General features: G+C 29.1%; 16 protein-coding genes. 10 read left to right on the top strand and 6 right to left on the bottom strand.

Annotated features, from left to right (window positions below; all coding sequences use genetic code 11):
* The 5 genes from CALAG_RS00970 to CALAG_RS00950 all read left to right on the top strand — a co-directional run bounded on the left by CALAG_RS00970 (position 1) and on the right by CALAG_RS00950 (position 8,148).
* Positions 1-1,083 carry an S-methyl thiohydantoin desulfurase family protein gene (locus CALAG_RS00970; RefSeq protein ID WP_048816647.1) on the top strand — a complete coding sequence of 361 codons (1,083 nt, stop codon included), beginning with the start codon at positions 1-3 and terminating at the stop codon, positions 1,081-1,083.
* A 437-nt stretch (positions 1,084-1,520) separates the two neighbouring features.
* Entirely contained in the window at positions 1,521-2,855 is a 1,335-nt protein-coding gene (locus tag CALAG_RS00965) for a hypothetical protein (RefSeq protein ID WP_015231880.1), read from the top strand.
* Positions 2,845-5,004 (top strand): MMPL family transporter, encoded by a 2,160-nt coding sequence (locus tag CALAG_RS00960; RefSeq protein ID WP_015231879.1) that lies wholly within the window; start codon positions 2,845-2,847, stop codon positions 5,002-5,004. Before CALAG_RS00965 ends, CALAG_RS00960 begins: the two co-directional genes overlap by 11 nt.
* Positions 5,005-5,554: 550 nt before the next feature.
* Positions 5,555-6,565, top strand: coding sequence for a DNA double-strand break repair nuclease NurA (locus CALAG_RS00955; RefSeq protein WP_015231878.1), 1,011 nt, complete (start codon positions 5,555-5,557; stop codon positions 6,563-6,565).
* The gene (locus CALAG_RS00950; RefSeq protein WP_015231877.1) at positions 6,562-8,148 is read left to right on the top strand and encodes an ATP-binding protein; all 1,587 of its coding nucleotides are present in this window, start codon (positions 6,562-6,564) and stop codon (positions 8,146-8,148) included. Before CALAG_RS00955 ends, CALAG_RS00950 begins: the two co-directional genes overlap by 4 nt.
* Before the next feature lie 193 nt (positions 8,149-8,341).
* Here the strand turns inward: CALAG_RS00950 and CALAG_RS07735 are convergent, their stop codons facing one another.
* A complete protein-coding gene (locus CALAG_RS07735; RefSeq protein ID WP_015231876.1) occupies positions 8,342-8,947 on the bottom strand; it encodes a DUF996 domain-containing protein in 606 nt (201 codons plus the stop codon).
* A 578-nt stretch (positions 8,948-9,525) separates the two neighbouring features.
* Between CALAG_RS07735 and CALAG_RS00940 the strand changes: the two genes are divergently transcribed.
* Positions 9,526-11,202 (top strand): fatty acyl-CoA synthetase, encoded by a 1,677-nt coding sequence (locus tag CALAG_RS00940; protein WP_015231875.1) that lies wholly within the window; start codon positions 9,526-9,528, stop codon positions 11,200-11,202.
* Here the strand turns inward: CALAG_RS00940 and CALAG_RS07730 are convergent, their stop codons facing one another.
* The gene (locus CALAG_RS07730) at positions 11,203-11,778 is read right to left on the bottom strand and encodes an AMP-binding enzyme (protein WP_052306672.1); all 576 of its coding nucleotides are present in this window, start codon (positions 11,776-11,778) and stop codon (positions 11,203-11,205) included. It lies immediately after the preceding gene.
* A gap of 53 nt (positions 11,779-11,831) precedes the next feature.
* Complete coding sequence (locus CALAG_RS07725; RefSeq protein WP_052306671.1) at positions 11,832-12,899, bottom strand: AMP-binding protein; 1,068 nt, start codon at positions 12,897-12,899, stop codon at positions 11,832-11,834.
* Between the two features lie 222 nt (positions 12,900-13,121).
* Here CALAG_RS07725 and CALAG_RS00930 point away from each other — a divergent pair, with 222 nt between their 5' ends.
* From CALAG_RS00930 to CALAG_RS00915, 4 genes are all read left to right on the top strand, one after another.
* Entirely contained in the window at positions 13,122-14,315 is a 1,194-nt protein-coding gene (locus tag CALAG_RS00930) for an NAD(P)/FAD-dependent oxidoreductase (RefSeq protein ID WP_015231874.1), read from the top strand.
* Positions 14,315-15,133 (top strand): GlcG/HbpS family heme-binding protein, encoded by an 819-nt coding sequence (locus CALAG_RS00925; RefSeq protein ID WP_157463137.1) that lies wholly within the window; start codon positions 14,315-14,317, stop codon positions 15,131-15,133. The genes CALAG_RS00930 and CALAG_RS00925 overlap by 1 nt, the downstream gene beginning before the upstream one ends.
* 81 nt (positions 15,134-15,214) lie before the next feature.
* A complete protein-coding gene (locus CALAG_RS00920) occupies positions 15,215-16,438 on the top strand; it encodes an ABC transporter substrate-binding protein (protein ID WP_015231872.1) in 1,224 nt (407 codons plus the stop codon).
* Between the two features lie 6 nt (positions 16,439-16,444).
* A complete protein-coding gene (locus CALAG_RS00915; RefSeq protein WP_015231871.1) occupies positions 16,445-17,038 on the top strand; it encodes a tetratricopeptide repeat protein in 594 nt (197 codons plus the stop codon).
* Here CALAG_RS00915 and CALAG_RS00910 read toward each other — a convergent pair.
* The 3 genes from CALAG_RS00910 to CALAG_RS08030 are packed head-to-tail and all read right to left on the bottom strand — an operon-like array spanning position 17,035 to position 19,252.
* The gene (locus CALAG_RS00910; protein WP_015231870.1) at positions 17,035-18,351 is read right to left on the bottom strand and encodes an ABC transporter permease; all 1,317 of its coding nucleotides are present in this window, start codon (positions 18,349-18,351) and stop codon (positions 17,035-17,037) included. The two genes, CALAG_RS00915 and CALAG_RS00910, sit on opposite strands and share 4 nt — an antisense overlap.
* Positions 18,352-18,356: 5 nt before the next feature.
* Entirely contained in the window at positions 18,357-18,815 is a 459-nt protein-coding gene (locus CALAG_RS08035) for an ATP-binding cassette domain-containing protein (protein ID WP_245529246.1), read from the bottom strand.
* 8 nt (positions 18,816-18,823) lie between these two features.
* The gene (locus CALAG_RS08030; protein ID WP_245529245.1) at positions 18,824-19,252 is read right to left on the bottom strand and encodes an ATP-binding cassette domain-containing protein; all 429 of its coding nucleotides are present in this window, start codon (positions 19,250-19,252) and stop codon (positions 18,824-18,826) included.
* Between the last annotated feature and the right edge of the window lie 62 nt (positions 19,253-19,314).

Raw genomic sequence — 19,314 nt, 5'->3', positions numbered from 1 at the left:
ATGTTAAAATTATCGAATATAGAAGATGCAAAAAAACTAGTTTTGGGTGCAAGTTTTTTAGCAACTGGTGGTGGTGGAAATCCTAATCAAGGATTAAAAATGCTTTCCAAGGCCTTAGATCATGGTCCAATAGAAATAATAGATGTTGAAGACCTACCAGAAAATACAATTATAGGTGTACCATATTTTGTTGGTAGTGTTTCATCAAAAGAAAAAGATTTTAGTGAAGATATAATTATTGAAACCGTTAATACCTTAGAAAGCATTGTTGGAAAGAAGATCTCTGCTCTTGCAGCATCGGAAATAGGTGGAGGGAATACACCCATTGTTTTTTACATAGCTTCTAGACTTGGAGTTCCAGTTATTGATGGGGATTTTATTGGAAGAGCTGCACCTGAGCTTGACCAGTCAACAGCCAATGTTATGGGATATCCTTTATATCCATCTGTCATATCTACAAATGATGGAGATCTTGTTATAGTAAAGAAATATGCCAATACTTCCCATTATGAACATATAGCAAGACAAATATCTGTAGCAGGTGATAATTCTGCGTTTGTAATAGATACACCATTATCATCGATTGAGACAAAAAAATCAATAGTAAGAAAGACTATTTCACTATCAATAAAAATAGGCGAAAAAATATATGAGGCAAAAAATAAAAAACTTGATCCCATAGATGAAGTTGTAAAGCTAACAAATGGCTTCAAAATTTTGAGAGGAGAAATAACAGATTATCACTTAGAAGAAAAGGAAGGTTTCCTTATAGGAGAAGTAACAGTTAAAGGCCAATTTAAAAATAAAGAAATAATCGCAAAAAGCTGGATTAAAAATGAGCATATATTATTAAAAGTAAATGATAAACCTGCCGTATTTCCACCAGATCTCATTATATTTGCTAGAGATGATGGAACACCTTTATTAAATTATGAAATAGAAAAAGGTATCGTTGTAAATATAGTTTCCATAAGAGCCCCAGAAATTTGGAGGACTAAGAAAGGATTAGAAATATTTGGACCTAGACATTTTGGATTTGATTATGATTATATACCTGTTGAAGAATTAATAAATCATTTTTAATTTAATTATTTTTAATAATATTAATTTATAATAAGCATGTTCTAGTAATAAAGAATGCTTATTCATTTTTATAATTTTTATTTGAATAGTGATATTCTTTGAGTGATGCTAAAGACTTTTGCCCTACACTCTATTGAGGAAGATTAATAAATAGTAGGTGGCCAACAACAATTAAAAACACCTTCGTTAGAGTAGAAAAAGTAGGTTTAATTCTCTGCATACTTGTTATTAAGATGCCTGATTGATCAGAATCAATGAAAGGAATATGAAAAGTCCTAAGAGGATCGTGACCTTTTAGAGTATGGAGAAAGTCATAGATTTATGCCCATTTATTAGTTTCGTTTAATTTTTTTATTTATAAAATAGAATATTGTTTATTATTTATTTTCAAATAAAGATTTAAAATCTATTTTATATATCAACTAACAGGGATCAATATGTATAGCAAAAATAGAAAGAATGCATATATAATTATAATAGTTGCTTTAATTTTGGCAGTTATATTTTTCCCATTTATGGCAAAAATTAATAGCGTTGTATCAACAAATGAATCATCAATGCTGCCTAAAAATGTTGAAAGTATTGAGGTAATGAATATTGTTAATAAAGAAAGCAATTCAAGCAACCAAAGCAACGTTATTTATTTGATTTCAGGTGTGCCAATAAACATAGAAACATATTATAAACTAAAAGGTATTAATATAAGAGGTGAGAGCTTTCTTAAAATACTTAACACAACATATAACGATATTGAAAATAGCTCAAGTTTTTTGTTAAATACTAGTATACAAATATCTAATGGGATAAAGAACCTTTGGAATGAAACTATTAACTTAACTGAAAAACTTAATTCATTAAAAGATAGTATATTGCAAATTTCATCATTAATAAGAAATTCTGATTATATTTATTACAACTATTATCAAACAGGTGAAAATCTTAGTAAAGCATATTCCGAAATCATATCAACCCTTATTCTTTATGGAAATAATACAAAAACTATTTCATCATTATATGAGCAAATATATTTCAATGCATTGAGATCTGAATATGCGTTGTACAACAAAACAAATGCCTATGAAACAATGAACTTAACAAAACAAGATATACTAATAGTTTTAGAAAATTCACCATATATAAATAACATATCATCACCTTCACCCTTATTAATAGAGGCATTATTTAAGTATGTTTTGTTAAATGGTGGACCAAAGGCATTTAATAATATGATGGCCAATAATTTCACATACCAAGTTATTTATAATGAATTAAACAGTAGCAATGAATTAAGCGCTGTTCCTTTACTAAAAACATATGGCAATGAATTTTACAACATTTCATCCAAATATCCAATAAACTTTATTATAAACAATTTAACTTTACAGAACCAATACAAGCTATATTATATGCTAAATAGTATATCAAACTATTCTAGTATTGAAACATTTAAAGAAATTTTATCATTTATACCTATAGAAAATGAGGAAGAATCTACTATAATTAATGGTATAGGAATGCAATATGCCATAACAGGTTTTAATAATAGTAAATTAGGTTCCATTGTTCAACAAACAACATATGATATTTTATCTCAAAGGCTACCAAGAGAAATTGCAATCGGCCTTTCATCATTTATATCTAATGATAGCTTTAATGCAGAGATCGCATCAATTTATGCAGCAAAGACGATTCTGTATTATTTGCCATCATCTTATCAAAATTATTCCAAATTAATATCAATATATATACCGAAAAATTTTGTTGGAATATGATCCAAACGTCTCATTAATATTATATAACAATATAACGAAAACAGAAGTAGTTTCTGCAGAATTAATATCCAACATAAGCAATACTAATCCTGATATAGCTATCAAATTGATAAGAGGTGAAAATCCATATTATTTATCTTTATCTCTTATAAACCAAAGTATTAATAACAGCAAGTTAAGGTTATTAATTAATGAGTTAAATTATTCAATGCCAATTTACAATTACTCTTCATTAATTAAAGAAATGCCTTATTTATTAAATAGTACACTTTTAAAAATGGGATTTACAAATAATATTACCCCAATTTTAACATCATCTACAATCAATGTTATAACAAATATATCAAGTTTTAATAATGAAGTCATTAATATAACCCAAATCTTGTTTAATAAGACTTATAATAAAGTTATAAACAAAATTAAAGGGTTATTAATTCAGAATAACTTAGATGGGTTTGCAGTATTTTTATCAAACAACCTTTCATATTCCCAAGCATTAAAAATGGAGAAAAATTTGAGTAATGATTTAAGATCAAAAGGTTTTGGAAATGCAAGTATATTATTGACAGGCACTCTCATACTTAATTACCAACTTCAAAATTCATCAATCAAGAGCATAAGCCAAAGCGACTTTATTAGTACATTACTTGTTGTAATAATTTTAGCAATAGTATTGGAAAGCATAGTTGCAATAGCAATTCCCTTTACAGGCATAGGCCTAGGATTAATCATTGTATTGGGCATCGGTTATCTATTGACATCGCATGGCATTTTATCACTAAATTCAATAAGCAGAACATTAATGTATTTGGCAGGCCTAGGATTAGGTATAGATTATTCAAGTTTAATATCAAGAAGATTTAGGGAAGAATTTATAAAAACTGGTAATTCAAAAATAGCAGCTGAAAATGCAATAAAAAGAAGCTGGAAGGCTGTAATTACTGGAGCATTGACTGCTGCTATAGGTTTTGGGTCAATGTCTCTAGCAACAGACTTTCCATTTTTGGCAAGTCTGGGAGAAGCGGTACCAATATCGATAATAATTATTATGATAATCAGCTTAACTGTTATACCATCATTACTATCAATAATAGGTGGCAACAGAATTGTTTGGTGGCCATCAAATATAAAGAAGAAACAAATTGATTATAAAAATAATGATCGTAAATATGGAAGATCAAGGAAAATTGCTGAAAGGTCTGCAATAATTTTAGCAATAGTTGTAATTTTATTAATACCATCATTATATGTTTATACAACATTCAAGGGTAGCTATGACTTTACATTGATGATGCCTCAAAATTCCCAAGCTGTTGATGCACTTCATTACTTAACTAATAATTATGCATCTGGTATAATATATCCTGATTATATAATTGCACCTAATACAACAATATTAAATGAAATTAATCAGTCAATATATAAGCTAAGCTGTGTTCAATCTACTCAGCTATTAAATAAAACGGAGCCCATTTTGCAGGTTACTCTCTCAGTTTATCCACTAGGTAGCAGTGCAATTTCATGTAAAAATACTATAAGAGAAATATCTAAAAATATATCAAGCCAAGCTATGGTTGGAGGAGAAGCTGCAATAAATTTAGATCTCAAAAACATTGTATACCATAGCTTTTATCATTTAGTTTATCCAATAGCAATAATATTGATGTTTATTGTTCTCTTAATATTCTTCGGTAGTGTTCCAATGTCTTTAGCTGCGCTAGGAAGTGTTGTATTTTCAGCAATATTTGGAAGCACAATAGCTATTGAATTATATCGCTTTTCTGGTATTACATTACCTTGGTATTTACCAATAGTTGTTTTTACCGCAATTTTAGGTGTTGGTATGGACTATAACAGCTTTATAATAAATAGGATAAGAGAAGAGAGTGAAAAAGTTGATGTAAAGGAAGCAGTATCAAATGCTATGAGTAGAATGAGTGTTTTAGTAATAGGATTATCAGTAATAATGGGTGGTGCTTTTTCAGGTTTGCTCGCTTTTTCTGCACCAGGTTTTAGAGGTATGGGGATAGCATTGATGAGCGGAGTAATTATAGCTGGACTAATGGCATCTTTTCTTTTCACTCCCTCAATAGCATATTTATTAGGAAAATATGCATGGTGGCCATCAAAAATTAAGAAAAACGATTAAATTTTTTAATTTTATATTAAGGATATAAGTAATGAATAGAATATCTATAAAACGATTAAATTTTTGTTAAATAGATATATGCTAAATTTCTATATTAGCTATATATAAACAAATCGATTTTAGTAAATAGGAAAAATTAAGCTAAATGGAAATAGTAATCGGATTTTATGGAAATATTGTTTTGATTTAACAATATTAAATAACAATTTGTGATATAAAAATCATGACAATATAGCAATTATGAATCCTCACAATCTTTGATAACATCAAATAAAAATACAATCATGAATTTATAAAAATTCTTTATATATCTTTTATTAGTTCTATATTGTTAACCGGGGAGTTAACACTAATACATATACACATGTTTTATATGTTTTTTATCTTTCACTTTAAGAGCGTGCATAATCCTTTATCAATTTTATTACTAGACATACTTCCGGTAAGTTTAGATAAAATTTATAATTATTATACTTAAAAATTGTTTTCGTATAAAAATATTAGTTTTTATAATTATATAATTAATTTGGACTTTAAAGGTGGTCTTATAATGGAATTTCATAAAGCCGTTAAAGATCTAATTTCAATCCTTTCCGAAATTTCAAAAGAAAGACCTTATTTGGGTATAGAATTTTCAAATTATTCGGAAGCCTCAGAAATATATGAAGTTGATAAAATATGGGACTGTGATGATTTTAAAACCTTCTCATATTTAGATTCATCATCAAGAGTTTTAAGTGTTAGAGGAGCAAATATCTACATATCTTCATTATATGCAAATGATAATGGAAAACATATTATGATACCTTTGCAGGCATCAATCCCGTTTATGGCTATAAAAGGAGATAGAGAAGTTATTGATAAAATTAAATCTAGCTATCTATCAAGTTTTGTTATAACTGAAAATATAAACGGTTTTAGATATGATGAATCATATAAAGACGATAACATTTTAGATGAACTAAGGATTAATCTAGAAAATCATGTAATAAATTCATCCAACAATATAATGATAGTTGATGGTCCAGTATTTCCCGGACCTTATCTTCCTATGGTTGGGGAGCCTTATAGGTCAACATATGAAACACTAATTTTAAATAGAAAAACAGATAATTTAGTTGGTATTGTGAAAAGGTTAAATTATTCAAGAAAATTATCTAGAGTAAGGGGTTTATGGAAATTCAATGATAATGCAACAGATGATGTCATAACAATGTATCTAGGCAAAAATGAAATCATATATGTATCACCTATTTATGAAGAAAAGGTAGAACTTACAAATAAATCCTTAAAGAGATACATGGTTTATTGCAAAGTTAGAGATTCTGTTTTTAGGGTAGAAAGCCCTGATAAAGAAATGCTCTGTAAAGGAGTTAAAACTGCAATAAACCATTCTTCATACAGAGGAATACCAACATTTATCGAATCAGCTGACAAATTAAGTAGGAAACTGGGCGCATCCGCATTTTTAATTTCATTCATATATGCAAAATCCATGATTGGTGTTAATTATGAAGATTGGTTAAATTATCAGAGAGCTTCTCTAGAGGTGGAAGAATGAATGAAAACGAAATAATTGAAAAAGCAAAAGAAAGAGCAAAAAAATATGGAGAAGTTGTTGGTTTAGTATCTAGGGTTTCTCCAATTTCTCATGGAACAGAGAATAAAGAAATAAAAGCTGATATACCATTTGATGTTTATTTAAATAAAAAATTTTTAGTTGGAACCTATATAGGTATTTCAATCCCTATCTCTGAAACATTAATATTGGGAAGGATTAAATCTGTAGAAAGGTCTGATATATTAGCTATATCAAAAATACCAGCTTTATCACCTATGGAGGACTTTTCAGCAATAACAACACCTCTATCTTTAACTATTGAATTGCTTTCAGAAAAGGTAGGAAATGATATAGTACCACCATCATCTCCAATTGATCCCCAAAGTCCAATATTTATACCAAATCAAGAATTTCTAAGAGAAATGCTAGGTCTTCTAGACGATGGAATTGAAATAGGTTCTTTAATGGAGGGATATAAAAAAATTGATGTACCTGTTAAGCTCACATATGAAATGCTTAGGCATCATATCCTAATTGTTGGTACAACAGGTGCAGGTAAGACGAATTTGTTAAAGATTATAATGGCTAATAGCAAAATACCATTAATAGTTTTTGATATTCAAGGTGACTATGTAAAATCAATGGCTGAGATTGGAGGATATATTTTGTTGCCTATAACAAGAGATTACAATAAAAAAGTCAATGAATTAATTAATATCTTTCTTTTTAGAAGTGGGCTTAATGATTATAGGATTAAGGAAAAAATAGATGATACCCATTTTATATTAAGTAATGGTGAAAAAGAATTTCATTTAATAATTTCTGGTTTCAGATTAGCAAATACCTATTATTTGTTACCTGATGTTACGCCAATATTTTCACAACAAGGAGCACAGTTCTTTAAACTTATAACTCAGAATTGTAAAACAGATATTGATTCATGGGAGAAAGAGTGTAAAAAATTTTTAAATAGCTATAACTTGCATGAATCTACAGAAAAAAATATATTAAGATCTGTAATAAGTTTGGAAAATACAGGATTACTTGATATAAAATTAGAAGGCAAATTATATTTGGATGAACCAAAATATTCGGAATTAATAAATAAAAAGACTGTTGTAGATCTACGTTTTGCATTAGAGAGAGGTACTCTTAGCTCAACAACTACTGCATTTATTATAGCTGAAAGAATATTTAATATTATTGATAATAATTATAAAACCGATGGAAAAGAAACACCTTTTATTTTTATATTTGATGAAGCTCATGAATATTTTCCTCAAGGCGGAAGAGAAGAAGAGAGTAAAGAAGCGCTTGAAAGGTTAATAAATAAAATAATGAGATTGGGTAGGGTAAGAGGTATTGGAACAATACTTGCAACTCATAGGCCCACGGATCTTAATGATTTAATCTTAACCCTATCAAATAGCAAGATAGCATTAAGGGCAGATGAAGATGCATTAAGGAAGATTGGAATGGAAGAATACTCAAAAAGTTTGATGGCTTCCCCTCCCGGATATGGTATATTAAGAACATTCTCATTAAAGGTGCAAGATTTAGTCTTTAGAAGTAATAAATTCTAATATTTTCTTATAATGCTTTATTTTTTAATTTATATCAATTTTTATGATAAAATACTAAATTATCAACTTTAATTTAGTTAATAGCTAAGAGAATTCTATCATGAAAATTAAAATTAGTTATAACAATGATAAATAAAAAATAATATATCAAAAATGTTTCTATTGATATCCCCATACTATTTAATAAGGAAAATCAATATGTTTTAGAAAGTTCTCTATAACCCAGAAGAGCATAAATGTCAGCAATAAGAATAAATATGACCCCAATCAAAATTATTGTTGTTAATCCACCATACCAATACCAGCTAGATGCTTTTTGAAATTCTTCATTAGAGATATTGCCTAAGTTATTTTTAATGTTATCTGCTAATGATGAATATACATTTCTATAAAAATATCCTGAAGTAATAGATGCTATATATATTAATATGAAAACAACTATTATTGTTGAAGTTATATGGCCTGAAAAGATTCCTAAAGGTGCCACTGTTATTACTAAGATAGATATTATGATACCTGCTACAACTGCATATAAAGCATTTTCAAATATATATTTATTATTAAAAATCTTTGAAAAATCATTTAATGCTATTAATATTAAAATAAACCCTATAAACAAAAGGAATCCACCAATAAATGGAATAAAACCTAAAAACATTAATACGGATCCATAAAATCCATAATTTGCTGCATCATGGATTTCATATTTTCCGAGCTGATTTCCTGTATTTTGGGATGAATTTAATGAATTTAATCTATCCATATGTTTATCTAATGCGCTCAGTTTTCTCTTAATCATATTTCCGCCATGAATAAAAAATGTTATTTTTAAATTTTATATCTTTATGTATATTAAATATATAAATTTAAATTTATTATAAACAAAATAAATCGCAATAATTATGATAAATTAGTAAAATTAAAATCAAACTTAAATCAATATTTTTGTACAATTTTTAATACTAAATTTTATTATAAATTTTCTTTTATTACATTTTTGGTTAAATCCTTTGTATGAAAATCTTATAGCTTGATTCTAACATAAGAACCTATAACTCAACATATTGAATTAATCTTAACAAAAGAATCATCAATCTCATAATTATATACTAATTGCTTGGCTCAATAAAAGGTTGATACGATATAATGCGTGTTATATCAAAAGAAGTTCCTTCAATATCCCCTTACAATGATAATTCCTATATATAAATTTAATATATTAAAAAAAAAAAAAGAAATGTAAATTACTTGGACCTGATTTAACAATATGAATTAATCTTTCAAATGTCAGAGGACTTTTACTATTAAGGTTAAAACATTATCTAACTGTATAAATACTTTTATATAAGCATTTACCTACTATAAATTGGTGGGATAATGGATGTAACAAAAGATAAAGAATTATCATCCCTATTGTCTGAATTAAGTGAAGAGAATTCAATTAAATTAATGAAAAGGTTTAACAAAATAATGAGATGGGTGATAGCTGATTTTCCTAAGTTTACTTCTCATAAATATCCAGACAAACATGGTTTAATTTATTTTGACGGTAAAGAAGAGCGCAAGTACACATATAAAGAGCTTGATAGCCTCTCTAATAGATTTGCGAATTTTTTAATAGAAAATGGATTAAACGATTATGATAGAGTTGCATTGCATTCATTTAATAGCGATTATTTTGTTATTTCAATGTTTGGTACATATAAAGCTAAAGGGGTCTTAGTTCCAATAAATTATTTGTTAACAGGAAAAGATGTTGTTTATCAGATTAATAACTCCGAATCCAAGTTTTATATATTAGATGATGCCTTTTACGATCAAATAAAAGATGTATTATCTGAGTTTAATTTTGTAAAAAAATATGTTGGGATTAACCAAAGGAATAAAATAAAAGATAACAAGTTTATTGATTTTAAAAATATAATTAATTCCTACACAGATAAAGAGCCTGATAAAATATTAAATATATGGGATCCAGTAACAATAATGTATACAAGTGGTACAGAAAGCTTACCAAAGGGTGTTATTCATACAAATCAATCTTTGATATCAGAATATGTTTCTTCAATATTATCTGGTAGATTTGAGTCCAGAGATGCTGTTATACATGCTTTACCTTTATATCATTGTGCTCAAAAAGATGTGTTTCTTGTTCCATATATTTGGATTGGAGCGACAAACATTATTTTACCTAAAGGTGATATACAATTAATAATGGAATCAATTGAAAAATATAAGGCAAACAGCATGTTTGCCCCTCCAACAGTTTGGATAGGTATAATTAACCATCCTGATTTTAAAAAGTATGACTTATCATCAATAGAAAAGATATATTATGGAGCAGCAATAATGCCAGTTGAAATATTAAATAAGTTGAGAAAAGAATTCCCAAATGCCAAATTCGTTAACTATTATGGACAAACTGAGCTAGCACCTGCTCATACAGCCTTGTTGCCAGAAGATCATGAAAAGAAACCAGGAACCGCTGGTAAGGAATTGTTAAATATGATAACAGAATTAATGGATGATAACGGTAACATAATAAATGAACCATATAAACCAGGTGAAATTGTTGGTAGAGGACCTCATACAATGCTAGGATATTTAAAGAATGAGGAAAAAACGCTAGAAGCCTTTGCATATGGTTGGTTCCATAGCGGTGATATAGGCATGTGGGATAGTGATCATTACCTATACGTTGTTGATAGGAAAAAAGATATGATAAAGACTGGGGGAGAAAATGTTTCATCAAGAGAAGTTGAAGAAGTTATTTATAAGCATCCAGCAGTAAAAGAAGTTGCAGTTATTGGTTTACCAGATGAGAAATGGATTGAAAAGGTTACAGCAATAGTTGTTTTAAAGGATGGATATGAAAAGAGTGATAAGCTAAAAAATGAAATAATTGAATATTCAAGAAATAATCTAGCCCACTTTAAAGCTCCTAAAGATGTAATATTTGTTGATTCATTACCAAAATCACCATCTGGTAAGATATTAAAGAGAGAATTAAGAGAAATGTTTAAAGCAACTAAAGAATTTAAAAAAGAAACGTAATTATATATTTTCACTTAGTTTTTCAGCAATTGGCTTTGCCTTATCAATTAAATGATATAGAGCCTCTGGATTAATTACTGTTTCTATGTTAACTGCTTTCTTTAAATCCCAGCCAAGTAGTATTTTCTTAACAGGCACTTCTAACTTTTTGAAGTTAAATGTTGTTGGGATATCATTTACCTGGATTATATAATCTGCTAAAAAGTATGGGCCAAGGTTTTGTTTTAATGCGCTATTTATTTTATTTTTAAGATTTTCATCCAAAACAACATTTGGCCTTAAAACAACAAATAAAATCAAATTCCCCTTAACTTCTACTGCCATACTATTTAATATTTCTGGTAAAGATTCAACCACTTTATAAATATCTAAAGTTCCAATTCTTACTCCCTTTCTTTTTATAGTTGAATCAGACCTGCCAAATATTATTGCGCTACCATTATCTTTTATCATAATCCAATCTCCCTGCCACCAAACATTTGGAAACATCGAAAAATAGCTTTCTTTATACCATTTATATTCAGGATCGTTCCAGAAATATAATGGCATAGAAGGCATTGGTAACTCTATTACCATTTCTCTAACTTCATTATATACTGGTTTTCCATCAACATTATATGCCTCTACCTTTACGCCGAGCCATTTGCATGCGTTTCTCCTTTATATACTGGAAGTATTGGACAACCTCCAACAAAGCCTGAACATATATCTGTCCCTCCACTTGCTGAATTCAGCCAAATATCTTCTTTAACATGATTATAAACCCATTCATATCCTTGCGGTGATCGAGGGGCTCCAGTTGAGCCCAATTCTTTTAATAATTTAAGATTAAATTGCGACTTTGGATCTAAACCAGCCTTCATAACTCCATGAATGAAGGGGGCGCTTGTACCTAAGATTGTTAATTTTTCTTTTTCTGCAACTTCCCAAAGTGGGGTTAAGTTTTTGATCATAGGGCTTCCATCATAATAAACAACAGTTGCACCTTTTACAAGGCCAAATAAAGTAACATTCCACATCATCCATGAAGGAGAAGAATACCATAAAAATACATCATCTTCATTTAAATTCAAATGAAGACTTCCAGCTTTTAAACCTTCAACGAGCATGCCACCATGAGAATGCACTACTGGTTTTGGAAATCCAGTTGTTCCTGATGTAAAGAATATTGAGGCATCTTCATCTTCTTTTAATGCCTTAAACTCATAGTTTGTTGACCCTAACTTAATCAAATCATCGTAATGGTAAACTGGTTTTAATTTTGTACTTGGAAGAGAACCTGTTTCATTTATTATAATCCAATGTTTTACAAATTGTAAAGAAGGAGCGATCTTTTCAACAAGAGGTAGAAATTCATCTCTAAAAACTAATGCTTCATCTTCAGCATATTTTATTGTATATAATATTTCCTCTGGAGACAATCTTAGATTTATTGTATGTAAAATAGAACCTTGCAGAGGAATACCAAAGAACATCTCTAGATATTGGGATGTATTCCATTCGATAACCCCAATTCTCGCACCTTTATTTAAATTTAATGATTCTAATCCTGAGGATAATCTTTTAATTCTATCAAAAAATTCCTTATATGTATATCTTTTTACATCTCTATCAACTATCTCTTTTTCAGGAGATCTTATTAAAGTTGAAGTAAAGAGCTTATCAAGAGTTAATTCATATCTAATGGGTTTACCCATAATTTATCACCTAATTTATACAAATTTTTATACTACACCGAATTAAGAACTTAAAAACAAAGGTAATCTTTTTGTATAAGAATATGTTATTACAATACTTTAAATATTTTTAAGCCTGAAATTCACGTCATTAACTATTATTTATCTTTGTTGGATTAAAATTTATAATCTTAGATTGATAAATGCTCAATTGAAAAATTGTATCTAAAAAGGTGTTATATATTGTATGTTGATATAGCTATCGTAGGAGGTGGTATTGCTGGTTTATCTGTTGCAATGGAACTCTCAAAATACAATATAGATGTAGCAGTTATTGAAAAGAATAATGATGTTGGATTAGAAACAACAAGTACAAATCACAATCTTATATGTCAAGGAGCCGATTCACTATCATTTAGACCAGGAACTTTACATGCTGAACTAAATATAAAGAGCATACCTCTATGGCCCAAGCTATCTAAAAACTTAAATTTTAAATTTAAAAGAATTGGTGGGATTTGGCTGATTAGAGATAAAGTAGATTATCAAAAATTTCTTAAGCTCAAATCCAGATCATTTAAGCAATCAACAAAACCTGATGCACCATATTATATACCCAAAGAAGATTTTACTCCCGTAGAATTTATCGATAGGAAAACAGTTTTAGATATGGAGCCTTATATAAACAAAGATATTCTAGGAGCACTATATGATCCCAATTTAGCAACAGTTGATCCTAAAGAAGTTGCGAAGGCATATGCTGAAAATGCTAATTATAATGGTGTTAAATTTTTGCTTAATACAGAAGTTAAGATGATAAGAAGAGAAGGCATAGGTTTCTCTATTGAGACAAATAATGGAAATATTAAAGCCTCTTTTGTAATAAATGCGGCAGGAATTAATATTGATAGAATAGCTGATTTTGTAAAGGCTAAAAATTTTTCATATGTTCCATTGAAGGGAACCATCACCGATTTTGATGAAGAAATTGGTAAAATGATTAATCATGAGGTTCACGTCCTTCCAAGAAATGAAGCACCAAATATGGTTACAGCATTACCTACTATTCATGGAAACTTCAGGTCTGGTATTTATATGGAATTAACTTATAGAAGCAATAATGAGGTAACAAAATATGCTGTAGACTATAACATTAATGTAGCAAAAAAGTTGTTCCCGGATATCAATTTTGAAAATCACATTATAAAGTCTTTTACTGGATTTATGGCTTATACAAATCCTGATACTGGTTGGCACGACTTTGTTATTGATATCCCAGAATATGTTCCAAATTGGATTAATATATTATTGGGCCCTGCCGGTGTTAGTGCTTCGCCAATGATAGGTAAATATGTTGTTGAATTGATTAAAAATACTGGATTTAAGATTGAGGAAAAGAGCAATTATAGTCCAACTGGTAGGAAGGTGATTTCATGATGAAAGAAGTACCTGATTTTCTTAATTTAAATTTAGCAAGGAAAATAATAAATGGGATGATTAAATTTTCTCAAGATAATAACATGTTACCAGGAAGCTATGCTGTAGTTGATAAGGGAGGACATTTAATTGCATTTGAAAGAAGAGATAATGCTTTGCCTTTAACATGCGATCTGGCTATTGATAAGGCATGGACTGCGGCAACTATGCTTTCAGCAAGACAGCTTGAGGTTATAACATCTGGTCAGATATGGAGATTAAATGTTAAATATAAAGGAAGATTAACCATAATTCCAGGAACGGTACCTTTAATTTCTCATAACAGGGTAATAGGAGGTATAGGTCATAGCGGAGAATCTCCAGAAAATGATGAAAGAATATCTCAAGCGGGCTTAAGCAGTTTTTACATAGAAGATGATATAAAGATCAATGTTGAACCTATTCTTTCCCAATCGAGAGAAATAGCAAATGAATTAATGGAATATGTTATTTCTAATAAATTAAATCCTGTTGCTATTACAATAACAGACGAGTATGGATGGCCATACTTAATTTATAGAATGGATGGCACGCCCTCTGGATTTTTGGAAATATCTAGAGATAGAGCATGGACAGCAGCCGTTTTTAGCAAACCTTCTGATGAAGTAGAAGAAAATATTAGCTATACTATTGGAATTAACTGGAATGAAAGGTTAAATGTAAGTCCAGGAGGTATTCCATTTAAATTAAAAGGATTTTCAGGTGCTATTGGAGTTGCGGGAAATAAACCAGATGTTGATAAACTAATAGCCATTAATATAATTAAAAAATATCAATAATTTTTAAGGCATGATCAGAATTTCTAATAAATTTAAATATGACTGGATACCCTATCCAGAACTAGACATTTAGGTGAGAAAATGACTCAAGGAAAATTGTTTACTTTATCTTTAGTATTATTTTTGATATTTCTTTTTTCAATTTCTTTAATTTCATTTTATGAAATAAAAACATTATCAAGCGAAATTCTATCACTAAGATCTTCAATTAGTTCAATGAATTCCTCACTATTATTGCAACAAAATAAATTAAATAATTATCTAAATTTGACAATTTCTAGTATAAACAATGTTTCGCATGATCTAGCCTATGAAGTAAATAATATTAATAAAACATTAAATGAAAAAATTAATGTTTTAAAAATCGAAACAAGCTTTCCTGTTTTAATAGTAGATGCGTTGAATAAAACAGTATATATTCCATATCAACCTCATAGAATTGTGAGCCTTGATCCTTCATCAACTCTTGATATTCTAGCTCTGGGCTATGGCAAGTATTTAGTGGGGGTGGATAACGATAGCATTTATTATTTACCTTATCCTTATAACAACACTATTTTTCAACTATACAAAAACAAAACTGTTACAGACATAGGTAGCACTTATACAGGTGCTGATATAGAGCAAATTTTGGCATTAAGGCCTGATTTGGTTATAGGAAGTGAAGGGTGGGGATATGATAATTATATATCTGAGATCTTGAATCAATATGGAATTCCTGTATTGCTACTTCCATCTATGAATTCTATATCAGATATCTATAAATCAGTTTTGATGACTGGAGAAGCTATTGGAAACGGGTATAAAGCCTCAATATTGGTTTATAATATGTCATCAGAAATTTTCAACATAACAAATAAAGTAATTAATGTTAAACCAATAAACGTTACTATTATAGGATGGATCAATCCAACTTATGCAACTGGTGGAAACAATTTTATTAATAGCTTAATAAGTTTAGCTAACGGAAGAAATATTTTTTCAAATATATCGGGTTGGCCAGTTATTAGTCCAGAGGAACTACTAAACGCAAATCCCAGTGTTATAATAATAGTTAGCAATTACTTCAATCAAACCTCTTTATATCAATGGCTAAACTCTTCCATAGGGAACGCTTATTTAAACATAAATGCGATTAAAAACAATAGGGTATATGTTATAAGTGGATATTATCAAAGCATTATTGATGAGCCATCAGTATATGCCCCGCTTGCTTTAAAATTAATTGCGGAGATTTTGTATCCATCAAATTTTAACGTGACAGTTCCTAATAATATAAATCCCTCTAATTTCAATTTAGGGTGATTTAATATGGATGAGACAGAAACATTGTATAAAGTAGCGGAATCTATGTTATGTATGATGAAGTGGAATTATTGCGAAGAAACCTACAGGATGCTTATTAACATGGTTAGTAATAAAAGAAGCACTGATTTAAATTTAGCAGGACTATGGCATGGTTATGCAATATGTCTTGAAAGGACAGGAAAAAAAGAAGAAAGCATAAAAGCTTATAGGATAGCATTGGAACTCTACTTAAACAATTTTGATAAAGATAAAAGAAAATCTTACTTATGGGGAGGTTGGTGTGCATTTAAGCTTGGAAAATATGATTTATCATATAGACTTTTCGAAAAAGCTGTTAAAGAAGATCCAGGGTATGCTTATTCTTGGTTATCCCTTTCAATGGCGTCTAACAAAATTGGAAATAAAAAGAGAGGTAAAGAAGCACTTGAAAATTATTATAAAATAGTTAAATTAAGCCCATATAAGAAAAGAGAATGTGAGGGAAAATTAATGCTATATCAAGCATATGGAGAATCAAATGGATGGGTTAAAGATTATATTGAGAAATTAATTAATAAAATAAAAGATGATCCATCTTTGATTGCATGTAGGGATTAAGGTAAATCATTTTTATCATAAATTATTATTGCTAGAATTATTGGTACTATAATCCATAAAATGCCTGATATGGAAACAATAAGATTATTTGCAGATGCGCTAAATCCAAGATTAATTCCACCCATAACAACCTCATATAATCCATAGGGAGTAACATACATTAAATCAAAAATGCCTGTAAACAATGCTACAATATTAAATATGTTGAATAAATATAAAATAAGATATAATACTATGCCTATTGGTATAAAATCTTTTCTTATTGATGAGGAAATTAAATAGAGAAGAGAATAAAATCCAATCGTATCTACTAAAAGCATTCCAAACATTTTACCAATTGTATTTAATGAAACACTTGTCCCCATGAGATAAGAAACGGTTATTGGTATTAATAATGATGTAATTAAAGATCCAACGATTAAGGCAAAAGTTCCCCCAATATATCTAGAGACTAATAATTGTTTTCTTGTTATAGGCCTTGATGCAATAAAGTCTATTGCTCCATTTGCCCTAAGGCTTGCAAACATTTCATTTACCAAGAACAAACCTACTAGTGGGAAGAATTCTGCAAAAACATATGAAGCTGTTGTTATAGCGGTTTTCTGAAGGTCAGGAACTTCAAGAGTAGATGATGTTGTTGTAAATGTCATGTTTCCTAATTTATATGCTGTTCCCATCGGTTCTAGCCTAACAAATATAACAGGCTCATTAACATTTATTTTAACATTGAATTTGGCTATTGTAAATCCAGTAATGTTACCGATATAAGTATAGTTTAAATTTGATGAAATCCCTCTTTCAAATCTAGTTAAGCTTTCTTGAGCAAAGTAGACCCTATATGTAATATTATTTTGGTTTACCCCATTTATTGGAAATGTTGTAGTTCCTACATAAATAATGGCTGTTTTTTCTTTTAAATTAACACCAGTAAGAGACACCATTGATAGAGTTGCAGTATAATTTACCCCATTTATTTGAATTGTTGTAGGATTTGTAAATGTAAAACCCGTTCCATTAGGTTGATTTATTGTTAAGTATCCGCTGGAATTTGTAACATACCAGCTATTATTTATTAAGACTTTAGCATTACCTATTGCATTTCCTTGAGGGTTTATTGCTAATGCTATAATTTTTGTACCATTATTTGCAATTCCCATAGCATATACAACGGAATAGCTAGAAGATTGAGCAGATAATGCTCTTACTTCAAGATATGCAACACCTATTCCTGCAGCAACCAAACCAATTATAAGTATAATTACTAAAGGCTTTGTTATTGTCCTTTTCATATCATATATCATAGCCTGACTCATTTTTATCACCTATCCTTGATAAGATTTAAGAAATATTCTTCTAAACCTCCAATTTGCTCAATTCTACTTATTTTATAACCTGATTTAACTAAGAGCTCATTAATTTCTTCAGCGTTTATATCACCTTTAATTTCGAATGTATCATTGTTTACTTTAGTAAATTCTCCAAACTTTCGTAGCAATGAATCCAATTTGCTATCTGGATTTGATATAACAACTTTTATTGCTCTTTTTGATTCATTTATGACATCTTCCATTTTCTTTACTGCTAAAATTTTTCCTTTGTGTATAATTACAACTCTATCAGCAATATTTTGCACTTCGCTTAAGATGTGAGATGAGAAGAGGACTGCTTTATTATCTTTCTTTGCTTTATTTGCAAAATCCCTAAAGAAAACAATACCTTGTGGGTCTAAACCATTTAATACCTCATCAAAAAGATAATTGGTTGGATTTCCAATCATTGAAACAGCTAATGCAAATCTTTTTTCATACCTTGTGAAAAACCCTTCAATTTTTTATCCTTAGCATCTAATATGCCCGTTTCTTCAAATAGCTTTTTTCCAAGTTCTTCTGCGTCTTTACCTTTTATTCCATAATAGCCTGCTATATATTTAAAGTAATCAATTGCCTTGAAGTTTTCTTCAAATATTGGTATTTCAGGCACCCAACCAATTCTTTTTGACGCTTCAACCTTTTCCTTATTAATATCAAAACCATCAATATATACTGTACCCATTGTTGGTCTTAAGATACCAGTTGAAATTTTAATAGTTGTTGTTTTACCTGCTCCATTAATACCAACAAATCCAACGAGTTCTCCGTTATTAACATTAAATGAAACATCATCAAGCGCTTTGAAATTCTTATAATATTTGATTATGTTTTTTATTTCAATCATTTTTTCACCAAATAAAAAGTTTTTTCACCAAGTTAAAAGTTTTTCTTTAGATATAACTATTG

This window comes from Caldisphaera lagunensis DSM 15908, from assembly GCF_000317795.1.
Lineage (GTDB): Archaea > Thermoproteota > Thermoprotei_A > Sulfolobales > Acidilobaceae > Caldisphaera > Caldisphaera lagunensis.
This window is presented reverse-complemented; position numbering and strand designations above follow the sequence as displayed.